This window comes from Kangsaoukella pontilimi (assembly GCF_009830125.1).
In the GTDB taxonomy this organism is placed as follows: Bacteria; Pseudomonadota; Alphaproteobacteria; order Rhodobacterales; family Rhodobacteraceae; genus Kangsaoukella; species Kangsaoukella pontilimi.
The window spans coordinates 41,533-57,526 of record NZ_WUPT01000005.1; the positions used below are offsets into that span (position 1 = coordinate 41,533).

Annotated in this window: 13 protein-coding genes; 6 read left to right on the forward strand and 7 right to left on the reverse strand. The window is 67.1% G+C overall.

Annotated features, from left to right (window positions below; genetic code table 11):
* The first annotated feature begins 14 nt into the window (after positions 1-14).
* The 6 genes from GQ651_RS17970 to GQ651_RS17995 all read left to right on the forward strand — a co-directional run bounded on the left by GQ651_RS17970 (position 15) and on the right by GQ651_RS17995 (position 5,602).
* Positions 15-896, forward strand: a complete 882-nt coding sequence (locus tag GQ651_RS17970; RefSeq protein WP_160765669.1) for an OmpA family protein — start codon at positions 15-17, stop codon at positions 894-896.
* Complete coding sequence (locus tag GQ651_RS17975) at positions 893-2,410, forward strand: caspase family protein (protein WP_160765670.1); 1,518 nt, start codon at positions 893-895, stop codon at positions 2,408-2,410. Before GQ651_RS17970 ends, GQ651_RS17975 begins: the two co-directional genes overlap by 4 nt.
* On the forward strand, positions 2,407-2,955 hold the full coding sequence (locus GQ651_RS17980) for a prepilin peptidase (protein WP_160765671.1): 549 nt from the start codon (positions 2,407-2,409) through the stop codon (positions 2,953-2,955). The genes GQ651_RS17975 and GQ651_RS17980 overlap by 4 nt, the downstream gene beginning before the upstream one ends.
* 110 nt (positions 2,956-3,065) lie before the next feature.
* The gene (locus GQ651_RS17985) at positions 3,066-3,740 is read left to right on the forward strand and encodes a hypothetical protein (RefSeq protein ID WP_160765672.1); all 675 of its coding nucleotides are present in this window, start codon (positions 3,066-3,068) and stop codon (positions 3,738-3,740) included.
* An 84-nt stretch (positions 3,741-3,824) separates the two neighbouring features.
* Positions 3,825-4,751, forward strand: a complete 927-nt coding sequence (locus GQ651_RS17990; RefSeq protein WP_160765673.1) for a diacylglycerol/lipid kinase family protein — start codon at positions 3,825-3,827, stop codon at positions 4,749-4,751.
* A complete protein-coding gene (locus tag GQ651_RS17995; RefSeq protein ID WP_160765674.1) occupies positions 4,748-5,602 on the forward strand; it encodes a metallophosphoesterase family protein in 855 nt (284 codons plus the stop codon). Before GQ651_RS17990 ends, GQ651_RS17995 begins: the two co-directional genes overlap by 4 nt.
* Positions 5,603-5,668: 66 nt before the next feature.
* Here the strand turns inward: GQ651_RS17995 and GQ651_RS18000 are convergent, their stop codons facing one another.
* The 7 genes from GQ651_RS18000 to crtA all read right to left on the reverse strand — a co-directional run bounded on the left by GQ651_RS18000 (position 5,669) and on the right by crtA (position 15,851).
* Complete coding sequence (locus tag GQ651_RS18000; protein WP_160765675.1) at positions 5,669-6,877, reverse strand: DEAD/DEAH box helicase; 1,209 nt, start codon at positions 6,875-6,877, stop codon at positions 5,669-5,671.
* 315 nt (positions 6,878-7,192) lie between these two features.
* On the reverse strand, positions 7,193-10,336 hold the full coding sequence (locus GQ651_RS18005) for an efflux RND transporter permease subunit (protein ID WP_160765676.1): 3,144 nt from the start codon (positions 10,334-10,336) through the stop codon (positions 7,193-7,195).
* Positions 10,333-11,463 (reverse strand): efflux RND transporter periplasmic adaptor subunit, encoded by a 1,131-nt coding sequence (locus tag GQ651_RS18010; protein ID WP_160765677.1) that lies wholly within the window; start codon positions 11,461-11,463, stop codon positions 10,333-10,335. Before GQ651_RS18010 ends, GQ651_RS18005 begins: the two co-directional genes overlap by 4 nt.
* A gap of 176 nt (positions 11,464-11,639) precedes the next feature.
* Positions 11,640-12,500, reverse strand: a complete 861-nt coding sequence (gene bchO, locus GQ651_RS18015; RefSeq protein ID WP_160765678.1) for an alpha/beta fold hydrolase BchO — start codon at positions 12,498-12,500, stop codon at positions 11,640-11,642.
* Positions 12,497-14,137, reverse strand: coding sequence for a VWA domain-containing protein (locus GQ651_RS18020; RefSeq protein WP_160765679.1), 1,641 nt, complete (start codon positions 14,135-14,137; stop codon positions 12,497-12,499). Before GQ651_RS18020 ends, bchO begins: the two co-directional genes overlap by 4 nt.
* Positions 14,134-15,159: a magnesium chelatase ATPase subunit I gene (gene bchI / locus GQ651_RS18025; RefSeq protein ID WP_160765680.1), complete on the reverse strand. Its 1,026-nt coding sequence runs from the start codon at positions 15,157-15,159 to the stop codon at positions 14,134-14,136. The genes GQ651_RS18020 and bchI overlap by 4 nt, the downstream gene beginning before the upstream one ends.
* Positions 15,156-15,851, reverse strand: coding sequence for a spheroidene monooxygenase (gene crtA, locus GQ651_RS18030; protein ID WP_319637483.1), 696 nt, complete (start codon positions 15,849-15,851; stop codon positions 15,156-15,158). Before crtA ends, bchI begins: the two co-directional genes overlap by 4 nt.
* Positions 15,852-15,994 lie beyond the last annotated feature (143 nt).

A 15,994-nucleotide genomic window follows, 5' to 3' on the forward strand; every position in this document is an offset into this window, starting at 1 on the left:
GAGGAGATCGTCCCATGCTCCGCGTTCTGACCACACTGACCTTTGCCGCCGCCGCGCTTCCTGCCGCGGCATGCCCGCAATACGACACCATCGTCTCGGCCGTGCAGGGACAGGACACTGCCGGGGCGCGGGTTCTTTATGAAGAGATCGTGTTCAGTGCCGCCTGCGACGACGCAATCCGCGAATGGGTGGGCGATTACCTGGCGCGGGAGAGCTTTTTCGCGGCGCGGGACGCGACCGACCCGGCGCGGAAGCGGGCGCTTCTGGAAGAGGCGCTGACCTTCGAGAAACACTGGCGGAGCTATGCCGAGCTGGGGCGGCTGAGCTGGGAGGCGCGCGATTATCCCGATGCGGCGCGCAACCTTCAGCTTGCGCTGAACGAGCTGTCGGAGGGCGATCAGAGCCATGCCGCCGCACCGGAAGAGATCGCCGAGGTCTATGACCTGGCCACGGCGGCGGTCGCGCTGGCCGAGACCGCGGTCGATATGCCGAAGACCCGGTCGGGGCAGACGGGCGGGATTTTCCAGACCTCCTTCCGGGGCTTCGAGGTGGAAGAGGTGAGCCTGCCCATCACCTTCAAATACGACTCGACCGAGTTCGACGATGTGGGCCGGGACTATGCGAATGCGCTTGTGGAGCATATTGCCCTTGCCGCACCCCCCGCGATCCGGCTTGGCGGGCATACCGATCCGCTCGGCAGCGAGGATTACAATCTTGCACTGTCGGAGGCGCGGGCCGAGACGGTCCGGCAGCTTTTGCTTTCCAAGGGCTATGCGGGTCAGATCACGGTCGAGGGCCACGGCGAGACGATGCTGCCGCCCGCGCCGCCGGGGATCGAGCCGAATTCGCCGGAGCACTTCCGCATTGCCCGGCGCGTCGCGTTTTCCGCCGAATGATGCGGCGGGGTCTTGCAGCCCTGCTGGCGGTCGCGGTCCTTGCCGGGCCTGCGTCGGCCGAGCGCATGTGGGGTCTGGTCATCGGAATCGACGACTATGCTTTCGTGCCCGATCTGCATGGCGCGGTGAACGATGCGCGCGACATAGCCGATGCGCTTGAGGGTCTCGATGCCGAGGTGACGCTTCTTCTGGACGGGGAGGCGACGCGGGCGGCCATTTTCGAGGCGTGGCGCGCCATTCTGGACAAGGCGTCACCGGGCGACCGGCTGGTCGTCAGCTTTGCGGGCCACGGGTCGAACGAGCCCGAGGCGGTGCCGGGCAGCGAGGAGGACGGGCGGGACGAGAACTTCCTTCTGTCGGGTTTCGCGCCGCGCGGTCCGGCGGCGGGCGAGCGTATCCGGGATGACGAGATCGCCGGGCTCTTGTCCGAAAGCGCAGGCTTGCGGGTCATCTTCGTGGCCGACGCCTGCCATGCGGGGACGGTGACCAGAAATGTCGAACCGGCGCTTGGCTATCGCTATGTCGATCAGGCGGGGATCGAGGAAGACCCGTTGCCGCCGCCACCGCCCAACAGCAGCGAAGGGGCGGATGTTCAGGCCATCGACCTGTTCCTGGCCGCCGTGCGCGAGGAAGAGAAAGTGCCCGAGGTCATGGTCGATGGCGCGGCCCGAGGCGCGCTGAGCTATGCCTTCGCGGACGGTTTGCGCGGCGGAGCGGATTTCGACAGGAACGGCATCGTCACGAAGGGCGAACTGGAACTGCACGTGCGGCGCACCGTTCGCCGGGTGAGCGACGGCGTTCAGGCGCCGCAATCGAGCCCGACGGGTGCGGAGACACGCGCACTTGTCCGGGTCGCGAGGACTCAGGCGGCGGAGAAAGCCGGCGTCGCCGATCTTCGCGAGACCGGGTTCGGCGCGCTTCCGCCGGTGACCGTCACGCGCGACCCGGCATGGTCAGGGCGGGCGGGCATCTTGGAGAACCCGACCGGGAGCCTGAGGATGGACGGAAGGATCGTCCGGTCCGCCGTCGGTGACGTGGTTGCGGTCGCAACCGATGGGCCTGCGCTTCAGTCGGTGATCGACACGCACCGCCTTGCGGCCGCGCTGAAGCGTCTGGCGGACCCGCGTCTGGACGTCAGGTTCGACAGGGGCGACCGGACATACCGGGCGGGAACGACGCTTGGCATCGAGATCGAGGGGCGCGCGACACGCTTTCTGACGCTCGTGAGCATTGCGCCGGACGGGACGTTGTCGCTGATCTATCCGAGGCGCGACTTCGGCGATCCGGATGCCGTTGACCCCGATGCGCGGATGGGTTTCCGCGTGGCCGTCGCGCCGCCCTTCGGCGCGGATCACGTTCTGGCTCTGGAGAGCGTGGCAGAGCCCGACACGCTGCGGGCCGCGCTTGCCCGGATCGACGGGACGCGGGATGCCGGTGCGCTTTGGGATGCGGTGCGCACGAGTGGCGCGCGCATCGCGCTCTTTCCGTTCTTTACCGCTGAAGGAGAGACATGATGCACATGAACGGCTCTTTCGGTGTGGTGCGGGACATCAGGCGCGCCGTTCGTGACCTGATCGGCGCGGGCTTTCTGGCGGCAGGAATTGCCGGGGGCATCGTGATCCTCGGCGGAGGCGGAGAGGGGTCCGCCCTTGCGGCGGCGATCTTTTTCGGGCTTCTCGCGGCGCTGGCGGTCTTCGACGCCCGGACCGAGACGGTGCCGGATGTCCTGACGCTGTCGCTGATCCTGAGCGGTCTGGTGACGACGTCTGCCATGGGCGGGGCGCTTGGTCTTCATGCAGTGCCCGCGCTCGGGCTTCTGGCCGTGGGCGTGCTTCAGGGCTGGTACACCGACGACAGAGGCGCGATCGGTAGCGGCGACACGCTTCTGTTTGCGGGCGTGACGGCATGGTTGGGGCCGTGGCTGATGGCGGATGTTCTGATCCTTGCCGCGATCCTGCTTGGCGTTCAGTGCATTCTGATGCGCCGGACCACCGGCGCCTTCGCCCCGGCCCTGGCGCTGGCAGCAGCAATCGTCTGGTTCGGAGGACCGATATTGTGAGTGACAAATCTCCGCCCAGCCTGACGCTGATCACGAATGAGGACCGGCCTTTCTGCTCCGACTTGACCGATCGGGACACCCCGCTGAGAGTGCGGGAAGGAGGGCGCGACATGACCGATGCGATGGGCGATGTGGCCGGCGAGGCAGGGGGCGCCGATGACAGCGTTCGCCTTGCCTTCATGACGGTCGAGGCGAGTCTGCGGGCCGAGAACTGGTTCTTTGAGACGGTGCGCGGGAAACTGGCCGAAACTGCGCCCCTGTCCGATTTCCCGACGGTCATGGGGGCGAATGGCCATGACTATCTGCTGCACTTCACGCAGTTCCTGTTCTTCCTCCGCGCGCTGGACTGTACGGACGCCGACCAGATCGCCAATTACATCGAGGCGCATAACGCGCGGATCGAAGGTCTGATCAACGATCCGGACTTCAGCAAAAGCCGGAACGAATACCGGAAGGCGGTGTTCCGGGCCGAGCGGAAGGCCAAGATCCTCGATACGATCCGGACGCTCAGGATGCCGGTTTTCGCCATCTACGAATACGGCCACCTCTTGATCGATGAGATGTCGCCCAAGACCACCGAGAAGCTGATCGAGGATTTGCGGTTCGGTGGCATCCTGGCGCGCCGGACCGATGACCGGATCGGCGTCGACCAGAAGCGCATCCTGATCGCCTCGACCGGGTTTCTGGAGGACACCTATCGCCTGTCGCTTCTGATGCAGAGACGCATGATCGCGATGGGGCTTTCGGACGAGGAATTCCGCCGGGCGCGGCAGATGGGCGACTGATCCCGGCCGGCGTCCGGCGGATAGTGCCGGGCGGACGGAACAGGATGGCCCTGCCGCGGTTGTGTTGCCGTGTGAGGTGACGCCATGGCGAAACGGACCGATTGCATTGTCATTCTGAACCAGGGTTCGGGAAAATCCGAGGACAAACCGGGTCCGTCGGAGATCGAGCGCGCCTTTTCGGATCACGGGAGGACCGTGTCCGTCCTGACGGTATCGGAAGGCGACGAGATCGCAGCGCGCATTGCCGAGGCGGTTGAGGCGGCGCCGGCCTGCATCGTGGCGGCCGGGGGCGATGGCACGATCTGTGCCGTGGCCGAGGCGCTGAAGGGCACGGAGATCGAGCTTGGGGTCATCCCGCTTGGCACCTTCAACTATTTCGCGCGGCGTTTCGGTCTTCCGGACGACCATGAGCGCGCGATCGAGGTGATCTGCCAGGGGACTGCCAGGCCCATGGCGCTTGGGACTGTGAACGGGCGGGTCTTTCTGAACAATGCGAGCCTCGGGCTTTATCCGTCGATCCTGAAAGAGCGGGAGGACGTCTACAAGCGGTGGGGGCGGTCCCGTCTTGCCGCCTACTGGTCTGTTCTGGTCGCGATGGCGACGGTCTCCCGGCCACTGACCATGCATATCGACGTGGACGGCGAGGCGCGCTCGGAAAAGTCGCCCAACCTGTTCGTGGCGATGAGCGCGTATCAGCTCGACGAGTTCGGGATCGAGGGCGCCGATGCGATCCGCGAGGGCAAGTTCGCCCTGCTTCTCGCGCCGGATTGCGGGCGCTTCATGCTGATCTGGAAGGCGCTGCGCGTGGCGATGCGCGGCGTGCGGCGCGGCCCGGACTTCACGCTGGTCTCGGGGCGGCGCGTGACGGTCGGGACGCGCCGGTCGCGCGCCCTCGTGGCCATCGACGGCGAGCGCGAGGCCATGCGTGCGCCCTTCGAATTCGAAATGCTGGAGAACGCGCTTTCCGTGCGCCTGCCCGGGGAGGCGGCGGACAGGGGGCAGGCGGCATGACCCGGCTGGTCCTCATCAGCGATCTGCATTTCGGGCGCGAGGACCCGGAGCTTCTGCGCCCGCTCCTTGCGGCGATCGACGAGGCTCGGCCGGACCTTGTCGTCATGGCGGGGGATTTCGTGCAGCGCGCCCGGAACACGCAATTCGAGCCTGCCGCGCGCTTCATGGCGGATATCGGCCGTCCATGGCTCGGCGTGCCGGGCAATCACGACATTCCGCTCTTCAACCTGTTCCTGCGCCTCGTCGATCCCTATCGCGCCTATCGCCGCTGGATCGCGGATGATCTGGAGCCGATGCTGGAGCTGGACCATGCCCTTGTGCTGGGGCTGAACACGAGCGACCCCCTTGCGCATCAGCGCGGCCGTGTCTCGGAGACGGATATCCGGCGGATCGGAGAGCGGATCGCCGCCGCCGGCGAGCGGCTTCCGGTCATCGTGGCGCATCATCCGTTTCATCACACGCCGGATATCGAGAAGAAACTCATGGTCGGTGCGCCGCGGGCGCTGGATCACTGGGCCGATTGCGGACCGCATATCATCCTGTCGGGGCATCTGCATCAGTGGCTGTTCGAGCCGTTCATCCGGCGGAAAGGCGCGAACATGACGCTGCAACTGCATTGCGGCACGGGTCTGTCAAAGCGGCTGCGGGGGCAGCCGAACGATTTCGCCATTCTCGATTGCGCGCCCCGCGAAGTGGTGGTCACGCGCATGGTGGCGGATGAGGACGGATTTCGCCGCGCCGAGCGGACGAGCTGCACGGTCGGTGAGACCGGCTGGACGCGTCAGGACGTGCCGGGTCTGCCCCTTGCCGGCGAGGACTATGCCGAGCGCCGCCGGGCCGGGCGCGTCTGACCCACGTTTCCTCAGCGGGGTCCGGCGCGGGGCGGTTGCCCGCCCGCTTTGCCGGCCCCTGAGGCGTCAGGCGGCCATCTTGTTGGCGCCGCGCCGTCCGTTGCGGCGGCGGGGGCGGCGTTTGGCCTTGGGTTTCGCCGCGTCGGCGGTGCCGCCCCAGGGGGCGCCACCCGCGACCTCGATGCGGGCGCCCAGGGTCTTTTCAATGGCTTTCAGATCGCCCATTTCGTCGGCCGAGCAGAAGGCGACGGCGCGCCCGGTCCGGCCCGCACGCGCGGTCCGGCCGATGCGGTGGACGTAGTTCTCGGGCACGTTCGGCAGGTCGTAGTTGTAGACATGCCCGACGCCCTCGATATCGATCCCGCGGGCAGCGACATCCGTCGCCACCAGCACGCGGACCGAGCCGTCCTTGAAGGCCGCGATGGCGCGGTCGCGCTGACCCTGGCTCTTGTTGCCGTGGATCGACGTGGCGGCGAAGCCGACCTTCTCAAGCGTCTTCATCAGCCGCTCGGCCCCATGTTTGGTGCGGGAAAAGACGAGTGCGCGGTCGTCGCGATGCCCGTCGAGCAGGTCGATCAGCAGCTCCTGTTTCTTTTCCTTCGGCACGAAATGCACCGAATGCGCCACCTTGTCGGCGACCTTGCCCGGAGGCGAGACCTCGACCCGCACCGGGTCGGTCAGGTAGTCGCGCGACAGTTCGGCCATGGCCTTGGGCATGGTGGCCGAGAACATCATCGTCTGCCGGTCCTTGCCAAGCTGCGGCGCGATCTGGCGCAGCGCGTGAACGAAGCCGATGTCCAGCATCTGGTCGGCCTCGTCGAGAACCAGAAAACGCGTGGCGCGGAGGTCGACGGCGCGGCGCTCCATCAGGTCGATCAGGCGTCCCGGCGTGGCGACGAGGATGTCGGTGCCGCGGGACAGCTTCTGCGCCTGTGCGTTGATCGACTTGCCGCCGACAACCAGCGTGATGCGCTGGTCCGAGGTCAGGTCGCGCAGGGTGTCGACGATCTGGTTCGCCAGTTCCCGTGTGGGCGCGAGGATCAGCCCGCGGGCCGTTCTCGGCGCTGCCTTTTCCTGCCGTTTCGACAGGGCGGTCACGAGGGGAATGCCGAAGGCGGCGGTCTTGCCGGTGCCGGTCTGGGCGATGCCCAGAATATCGCGGCCTGAAAGCGCCTCAGGGATGGCCTTGGCCTGAATAGGCGTCGGTTCGGTGATCCCCAGGCCTTCGAGCCGGGTGACCATGCGGGCGTTCAGCCCGAGTTCATTGAAGTTCATATCGTTCCTTGTCCGGACACGTGTCCGGGTCTCACCGATGCCAATGCGATCGGTCGGTCGGGGTGCGCCCGAGGCCATCGCCCGCGACACCGGATTGCGCCGCAAGCCGCCCTGGGCGGCGTCCCCCCTGCGTGATGTGGGAAAACGGTACGTCACGGCCGGGGGCGGGATATTCCCGCCTGCTCACGCGGCAGAGCGATGACGTGCCCCGCACATGGGGCCAAGGCGGCCGCTTGTCAATCGCTGATGACGGCGAAGGACCGGGATGGCGGGCGGATGCGGCAATCCTGCCGGCCGGACGGCCAAGGGGTGGGACTAGCCGGCGTCCGGCTCGGCCGGTGACGGCGACTGCCGCCGCCGCTGCAACCATTGTCTTGCGTTCTCGCCCAGCATCAGCATCGCGGGCGACAGCACCAGCGTCAGGACCGTGGCGACGGACAGGCCGCCGACGATGGCGCTGGAGAGTTCGGTCCACCACTGGGTCGACGGTGCGCCGTATACGATTTCCCGGCGGAAGAAGTCGAGATTTACCCCGATCACCATGGGCATCAGGCCGAGTGCCGTCGTGACGGATGTCAGAACCACGGGTCTGAGGCGTTCCGCCCCGGTCCGGAGCGCGGCCTCGCGCGGGGGCAGGCCGTTCCGCCTGTGGTCGTTGTAGGTGTCGATCAGGACGATGTTGTTGTTCACGACGATCCCGGCAAGCGCGATGACGCCGATCCCGCCCATGACGATGCCAAAGGGCCGCCCGGTGACCAGAAGCCCGAGAAGGACGCCCGCGACCGAGAAGACGATGGCGCTGAGCACGATGGCCGCCTGGTAGAAGGAGTTGAACTGGATCAGAAGGATCAGGACCATGAGCAGGATCGCGGCGATGAAGGCCTGAACGAGGAACTGCGCCGATTCCTGCTGATCCTCGGCCTCGCCGGCGAAGCTGTAGGTGACGCCGTCGGGCAGCTCGGCGCCATCCAGCGCCGAACGGAGCGCGGCGATCTGGTCGGCCACGAGCACGCCCGGCCCGACATTGGCCTCGATCGTCACGACTCGGGATTCGTCGACCCGGCGGATGGTGCCGACGCGTTCGCTCGGCTCGAAGGTGACGAAGTTGGACACCGGGACGAGCCCGGCGGCGGTCGGCACCCGGAGGTTCACAAGTTCGGCCAGAGAGCGTTCCTCGCGCGGGAACCGCACGCGGATGTCGAGTTCGCCCTCGGCGTCGTCGGGGCGGTAATCGGCCACGGTGATGCCCTGTGTCAGAAGCTGCACCGCCTGCCCGAGCAGGCTGACATCGGCGCCGTAGCGCGCGGCCTCGGCCCGGTCGACGCGGATCGACACCTCGACGCCCGGAAGGGGCAGCGTGTCGGTCACGTCGGTGAAGCCGCTGATATCCTCCATCAGGGACAGGACGGTTTCGACCGCCTCTTCCTGTTTCTCGGGGCTTCGCGTGCGCATCTCGAGATTTACGGGCTTGCCCTGCGAGGGGCCGTCGCTGGCGGTCTGCACCTGAATGTCGACACCGGCGATGTCGCCAAGGTCCTGCCGGATGTCCTCGCCGATTTCTTTGGCGGTCGGGCGCTCGTCCCAGTCGACGAGATCGAGTTGGAGAACCCCGATCGTCTCTTCGTCGCCACGCCCGGCGCTGAGGGTCGAGCGGGCGTAAATGCTTTCGATGGCGTCATAGTCTTCCAGCCGGTCTTCGACGGCGCGGACGATTTCATCGCGTTCCCAGATCGAGAGGTTGTCGCGGGCGCGGACCTGCACCTGCATGAATTCTGGCTCGATCTCGGGGAAGAAGGTGACGCCGCGCCCGAACTGGGCGTAGCTGGCGAACATGGCGATCAGAAGCGCGATGGCGAGAAGAAGCGTCGCGCCCGGCCTGAGGATCGCGCGTTCGAGCACCCGGATATAGGCACCGGTCGCGCCGCCCATGTCGCGGGGATCGCCCCGCTCGGCGGCGTGGAGAACGGCCTTGCTCCGCGCGCTTTGCGGCTGACGCTTGCCGATCACGCCACCCACGACCGGGATGAAGAAGAGCGCCATGAAAAGGGATGCCGTCAGGGTCAGGATCACCGTGATCGGCAGGAATTTCATGAATTCGCCCACGACGCCGGACCAGAAGAGAAGCGGGAAGAACACCGAGAGCGTGGTCGCCGTCGATGCGATGATGGGCCATGCCATGCGCTTGGCGCCGAACGCATAGGCCTCGCGGCGGGTCGCGCCCTCCTGCAGTTTCCGGTCGGCAAGCTCGACAGTCACGATGGCGCCGTCGACCAGCATGCCGACGACGAGGATCAGCGAGAAGAGCACTATGACATTCATCGTGTAGTCCAGCGCCCAAAGCGCGGTGACCCCGGCGAGGAACGCGCCCGGAATGGCCAGCCCCACAAGAACCGCCGAGCGCAGGCCGAGGGCGAAGACGATCACGATCATCACGAGGATCACCGCCGCGATCACGTTCGCCTCGAGATCCGACAGCATGGTTTTGACCTGTTCGCTCTGGTCCTGAAGATAGGTGACCTCGACCGCGTCGGGCCAGTCGCTGCCCAGTTCCCCGATCCTGGATTTCACGGCGGCCACGGTTTCGATGATGTTGGCGCCCGAGCGTTTGGTCACTTCGAGCGACAGCGCGGGCTGACCGTCGATCCGGGCGAAGCTGGTCGGGTCTTCGAAGGTGCGGCGGACGGTGGCCACGTCGCCAAAAGTGACGACCGTTCCGTCGCGCACCTTGATCGGCATCCGCATCACGTCTTCGAGGTCTTCGATCAGGCCGGGCACTTTCAGCACGATCCGCCCGCCTGCGCTTTCGATGGCGCCGGCGGCGATCAGGCGGTTGTTCCGCTGGACCTGAGAGACGATTTCGTCAAAGCCGAGATTGTAGGTCTGCAGGACCGTCGGGTCGATGAGGACCTCGAGAAACTCGTTCCGCTTGCCGCCGATATCGACTTCGAGAATGCCGGGCAGCGCTTCGAGTTCGGTCTGGACGGTGTCCGCGATGCTGTTGAGCGCGCGCTCGGGGATGGGGCCCGAGAGAACGACCGTGATGACCGGAAAGAGCGCGGTGTTGATCTCGGTGATGGTCAGGTCATAGGCGTCGTCGGGCAATTCGCCTTCGACCCGGTCGGCGGCTTCGCGGACGCGGTCCATCGCCTCGTCCACGTCGCCGCCGGCGGCGAATTCAAGCTGTACGCTGGCAAAGCCCTCGGCGGCTTCGGAACTCATCTTTTCGAGATCCTGCAGCGCGCCGAATTCGGCCTCCATCGGTTCGATCAGCAGCTCTTCGGCGTCACCCGGGCTGATGCCGTCGAGGCCGGTCGAGACGTAGACAAGCGGCAGCGGCACCTCGGGGTTGGCTTCCTTGGGGATCGCGATATAGGCGAACGCGCCGACGGTGAGGATGCCCGCCAGAGCAAGGAACATGACCCGCGTGCGCGAGAAGGCGGCGTCGATCAGAGCGTTCATTGCCGGGCCGCCTGCGGAGCGGCGTCGACTTCCGGCCGAACGGTGACCTCTTCGCCGTCGCGCACATAGCCCTGACCGATGGTAATGATTTCGGCCTCGTCGGGCAGGCCCGTCACCCAGACGCCGTCCACTTCTGCGCGGACGACCTCGATGGGCTCGAACGCGACCCGGCCGTCCTGAACCGTCTTGACGCCGAGACGCCCTTCTTCGTCCAGCGACACGATAGAGGCGGCGACGAAATGGGCCCTTCTTTCGCCCGTGGGGATGCGGATCTCGGCGGAGATGCCGGCGGGGATGGCGCCGTCCTCGTTCGGGACGACGACCTCGACGAGAAAGGTGCGCGTCTCGGCCGCGGCCGCCGAGCCGACGAATGCCACGCTGCCCGTTCGCGTCTGTCCGGTGATGAAGGTCACTTCGGCCGCGTCGGCGCCTTCCAGATCGGTGAGCGAGCGTTGCGGCACCTGAAGCGACACGGTCAGCGGCTGATTGTCGACGATGCGGCCGATCTCGGCCCCTGCGGTGACGAACTCGCCTTCGTCGATCGAGAGCTGTTCGATCCGCCCGCCGAAAGGCGCTTCGATGCGGGCGGCGTCGAGCGCGTCTTCCGCGGCGGTCCTCTGAGCGCGCGCAGCGGCCAGTGCGGCACGGGCCGAAGTCACGCGGTCGACGGTCGCGACACCCCGGTCCAGAAGCTCGGTGGCGTTGTCGAATTCGCGTTCCGCCGCGTCGAACTCTTCCTGCGCGCGGTTGAGATCGGCTTCGAGCCGGCTTGTCGTCAGCCGGGCGATGACCTGACCGGCGGTGACATCGGCGCCCTTGGAGACCAGAACCTCGGTGACGTCGCCCGAGGTCTCGGCGCGGATGCCGGTATCCCTGTCGGGCTGCGCCTGACCTTCGGCCCGGAAGAACAGGGGCACGGTTTCGGCGCGTGACATGCGCGTGGCGACCGAGACCGGGGCGGTTTCGGTCTCGGCCCCGGCGGTGGTCTGATCGCCGCCGGAGGACGGCAAGACAACGCCGCTGCCCATCCAGAGGACAACGGCGACAAGGATGCCAAGCGCGATCCAGAACGAGCGCTGCGCGCCGGGATCGTCCTGAAATTGCAGCTCTTTGCGGTCGTCGGCCATGTCATGTCCCCAGCTATGACGCCGACGGCGCCGTCACCGTTTCGGTGGCGGACGTCGCCGGGCGCGTTCGGAAATGGCTCTGGCCCGACGCGCGGCGTCGGATCGGAGCCGTTCCCGGATGTTTAATCTATTTAACAGGTTCGGAACGGATGTGTCGGAGGAAAGTTCCGCGCTTTTCAAAGGGCCGGCCGGGCCCGGTCTGCGTCGAGCGTGTCGAGAAAAGCCTCGACGGTTTCGGCAATGAAACCGGGATTTTCTTCCTGCACCAGATGCCCGCCCGGTATGGCGCGGAACTCGCCGTGGGGCAGTTCGCCGGCGGCGCGGCGGACTGATCCGGTCGGAACCGTGGGGTCGTTCTCGCCGCTGAGGAGAAGGACAGGGGTGCGGATGCCCGCCAGGGGCGGCAGATCGCGGGTCAGGTCCCATTGCGCCATCATGCTGAGCGTCCCGTCGATATGGCGGGACGAACCGGCAAGGGCCCGGTAGCGGTCGACCAGCTCGTCCGAGGGTGTGGCGCCATTCGCCAGAAGAAGCTGCGTCACGGCGGCCGGACGCCCCAGCCCCAGCGAGAGTCCGGCGGATGCGAAGGGCAGGGCGGACAGGGCGCGGGCCATGCCGGGGAAGAGCCACGCGGACACGCCCTTGAACGGCTCGAGAGCGGGATTGATCAGGACGTGACCCCGTGGCGTGAGGCGCGCGTCCAGCGCAAGCGCGATCGCGGCGCCGGCGGAATGCCCGACGATCCCGGCGATATCGGCGCCGAGCGTCTCGACGAGGGTCGCGCAGTCTTCGGCCATGCTTTTCAGGCCGAACCTGTCGCGCCGACCGGCGCGGGTCGATCCGTGCCCCGGCAGATCGGGCGCGATCACCCGGTAGCGGCCGGAGAGGTCGCGCATCATGCCTTCCATGCTGCTGGCAGAGGATCCCGCGCCGTGCAGAAAGAGCAGGGTTTCGGCCTTGCCCTCGCCCTCGTCGATGACGAGCCAGTCATGGGGATCGGATGCGACACGGCGCCGTCCGAGTTTGGCAGGCGTCATAGGGTGGGTACCAGGCCGTCCAAAGCCGCGCTTGCGGACGAACGTTTCAGGCTGTGGACCTCTGTGCCGAGCGACTGCGCCAGTTCCGCAAGGGCGGGCGAGGTTCTGGCCCCGCTGTCCAGAAGCGTCACCGGGATGCCCGCCGACCGGACATGGCGCGCCAGAAGAAGCGCGTCGGACCGGGCCTGCTGACGGTCGTTGCTGCCGTCGAGCGCGCAATTCGCGCGGCCGTCGCTTATGATGACAAGATGCGGTGTCTGCCCGGCGCGGACGGCCTGCGCCGCGACGTCCAGCGCCGCCTTCATGCCCGCAGCAAGCGGCGTCGCGCCGCCCGCGTGCAGCCCCTGCAGGCTGCGTTTGGCGCGGGTCAGCGCGCGGGTGGGCGGCAGGACAAGCTCGGCGCCGGCATCGCGGAAGGTCACGAGCGCGACGCGGTCACGCTCGGAATAGGCGCGGCCGAGCAGGTGTTCGATGGCACCTTTCCCTTCGGCGAGACGTGCGAAGGCGGCAGAGCCGGACATGTCGACCGCGAAGATGATCGTCCGCTCGGAGCGCTCTTTGTACTGCCGGATACGGATGTCTTCCGGGCGCACCGCTGTCCGGCCCGGCGTCGCGTTGCGCAGGGCTTGCCAAGGGGCCGCCGCCGAGAGCGTCGCCAGAAGATCGACCCGGCTGCCGGACGAGACCTTGCCCGCGCGCGACGGCAGGGGGCGTCCGCGGAGGACCGACCGCCGCGCAATACCCTTGCCCTGTCCGCGCGCGACGGCGGACCGGCTTGTGAGAGAGATCAGGACATCCGCCGGCAGGCTGGTGCTGATGGCATCGACAAGCATGTTCTGGGCGAAGGCGGCATCGGCGTCAGCGTCCCCGCCGTCGTCGGGCCGGTCCGGTTGGGAGGGCTCCTCAGCCGGGGGTGGTGGCGTGGCGGCCTCGTCCTGCGGCAGGGCGCGATGCCCGAAGACGAGCTGAGCGGCGCAGCCGAGGAGTATCTCGGGTGCGGCGGTGTCGGAGAGCGCTTTCAGAGTGCGCAGGGTTTCGGCGGCAAGGAGAGGCGCACGAAGGTCGGAGAGGCCGAGGCGCGCGGCCACGGACACCAGCGCGTCGGTTTCCTTGTCCGTCAGGCGGCATTCCGCGAGGCGTGCCGCCGCGTCGAGCGTCGACCGGGCGCTGACAGGGTCGGACAGGCTGTCCGGCGCGCATTCGTCGAGCATGAAGGCCAGCCGGTCCCTGAGCGCGCGATGGGGCAGCGCCTCGTCCTGGCTGCCCTCGTCGAGCAGGACGAGAGCGCGTCTCTGGTCGCAACACGCGGCCAGCCGGCTTGCGCGGTCTGCTGTCAGTCTTTCGGCACCCTGAACAGCCAGCGGCCCGGACCCCTCGGCCAGCCCCTTGCGCATGACCGGCACCCCCCTCAGGAGGCTTTCGGTCATGTCCACGCCACCGAACAGGGCGAGGTCGTCCACCGTTCCGGACACCGTCCGGATTTCACCAAGCTCCTTGAACAGCGGTGCCGTCAGCCTGTCACGCGGCGCGCCGTGGCGCGCGCGCAGCCATACGCCGCCGAGTCCTGTCGGGTTGATCGCGAGAAGGCGCCCGACGAGATGGGCGCGTCCGCTTATCACACCCGCCGCTTCGGTCATTCCGCGGCGGTCTGGAAGGACCCGAAGGCTTCGCCGACGGCGCGGGCCACACGGGCGCCGGACCCGGCATCGTCGAGCGGGTCGCGCCGCAGGCGGTGCGACAGCGCGATCGGGGCGAGACGGCGCAGATGCGCCCGCGACACGCGGTCGTCATCCTCGAATGCGGCAAGCGCGCGGGCGGCGCGCAGCAGGACGAGTTCGCCGCGCAGGCCGTCCGAGCCGAGCGCCATGCAGAGGAGGCTGGCGTCCCTGAGCGCGTCCTCGGGCGTCTCGGTCGCTGACAGCCGCTCGCGCGCCGCAAGGATACGGTTTCTCAGCTTGGTATCGGCGCTGCGCCAGCGTTTCATGAACTTCACGGTGTCGTTTTCATAGGCCTGCCGACGGCGGATAACCTCGACCCGTTCTTCTATGTCGGAGGGGGTCTCGACCGTCACCGACAGACCGAACCGGTCCAGAAGCTGGGGTCTGAGATCGCCTTCTTCCGGGTTGCCTGACCCGACCAGGACAAAACGCGAAGGGTGCCGGATCGACATGCCTTCGCGCTCGACCACGTTCTCGCCCGACTGCGCCACGTCCAAGAGCAGATCGACGATATGGTCCTCCAGCAGATTGACCTCGTCGATATAGAGGTATCCGCGATTGGCGCGCGCCAGAAGGCCGGGCTGGAACGCCTTTTCCCCCCGGCTGAGCGCGCGTTCGATGTCGAGCGCGCCAAGGACGCGATCCTCGGTGACGCCGAGCGGCAGGTCGATCACGGGCGTCGGGCGTTTCACGATGCGGGTCGAGCGGACCTCGGCCCAGTCGGGACAAGACGCCGGGTCCGGCGCGTTCACCGGGCAGCCCTCGACGGTGTCTATCTGGGGCAGAAGCCCCGCCAGACCGCGGACCGCGGTGGATTTGCCGGTGCCGCGATCGCCGAAGACGAGGACGCCGCCGATGCCGGGATCGACCGCGGTCAGGATCATGGCAAGGCGCATGTCCTCCTGTCCGACGATGGCGGAAAACGGGTAAGGCTGCTTCATGCCGCAGTCCTTTCTGATTGGGCGAGGGGGTTCATGCCGGCCCAGGTGCCGGTGGCCCCCAGCACCTGAAACCTCGCGTAGAGTTCTTCGCGGAACCATCCGCCTTCGCGTACGCGCCGGATGGCCTCCGCATGGGGGCCGCCGGCGCGGGCGAACTCGAACATGCTCTTTGCGTCGGGCCAGATCGAGAACGTCACCTGGTGCAGGAAAGGCACCTCACCGATGCCGATCTTGAAGAGAACGTCCCTGTTCCGGCCGATGGCCGCGCTGATCGCTGGTTCCTGTCCCCAGAAATGCCTGAGCGCGGTGGGCTTGATCGTCGCCCGCGTGAGCGCGGCCAGCGGGCCGTCGCGCCGCGTTTCAGTCTCTGAAAAAGGGGCTTTGCCAGACCATTCGCCCCGCGCGCTCAGCGTCGACAGGAAAACGGTCCAGCTTTCCGAGGCGTGCGATCTCCAGCGCGTGTAGACGGCTGCCGCGTCGATTGCGCGGCGCGCGCTGTCCTCGTCCTTCCAGACCGCCAGAATGGCCCAGACGGCAGTGTTGGGCTTGGGCGTGAAGCCTTCGCCCACCCCCGATCCGCAGAGCTTCCAGAAGGTGACATCCGGCATCCGGGCAAAATCAAGCCGCGCCGCACCCATCTGGCCCAGGACCCAGACGCGCGCCAGAACCGAATCGAATCGGAAAAAGCTCACGGAAACGGTTTGAATAGCAGCTCTCCACAGCAACTGTCAGGTTAGTGTTACACGCATGGACAGTTTTTTGAAGTGAAAACCCAAATATTAGAAGTGGTATAGTCGTAATTGTAAATTTGAATGGACAGTGTATCGTTCAGGAA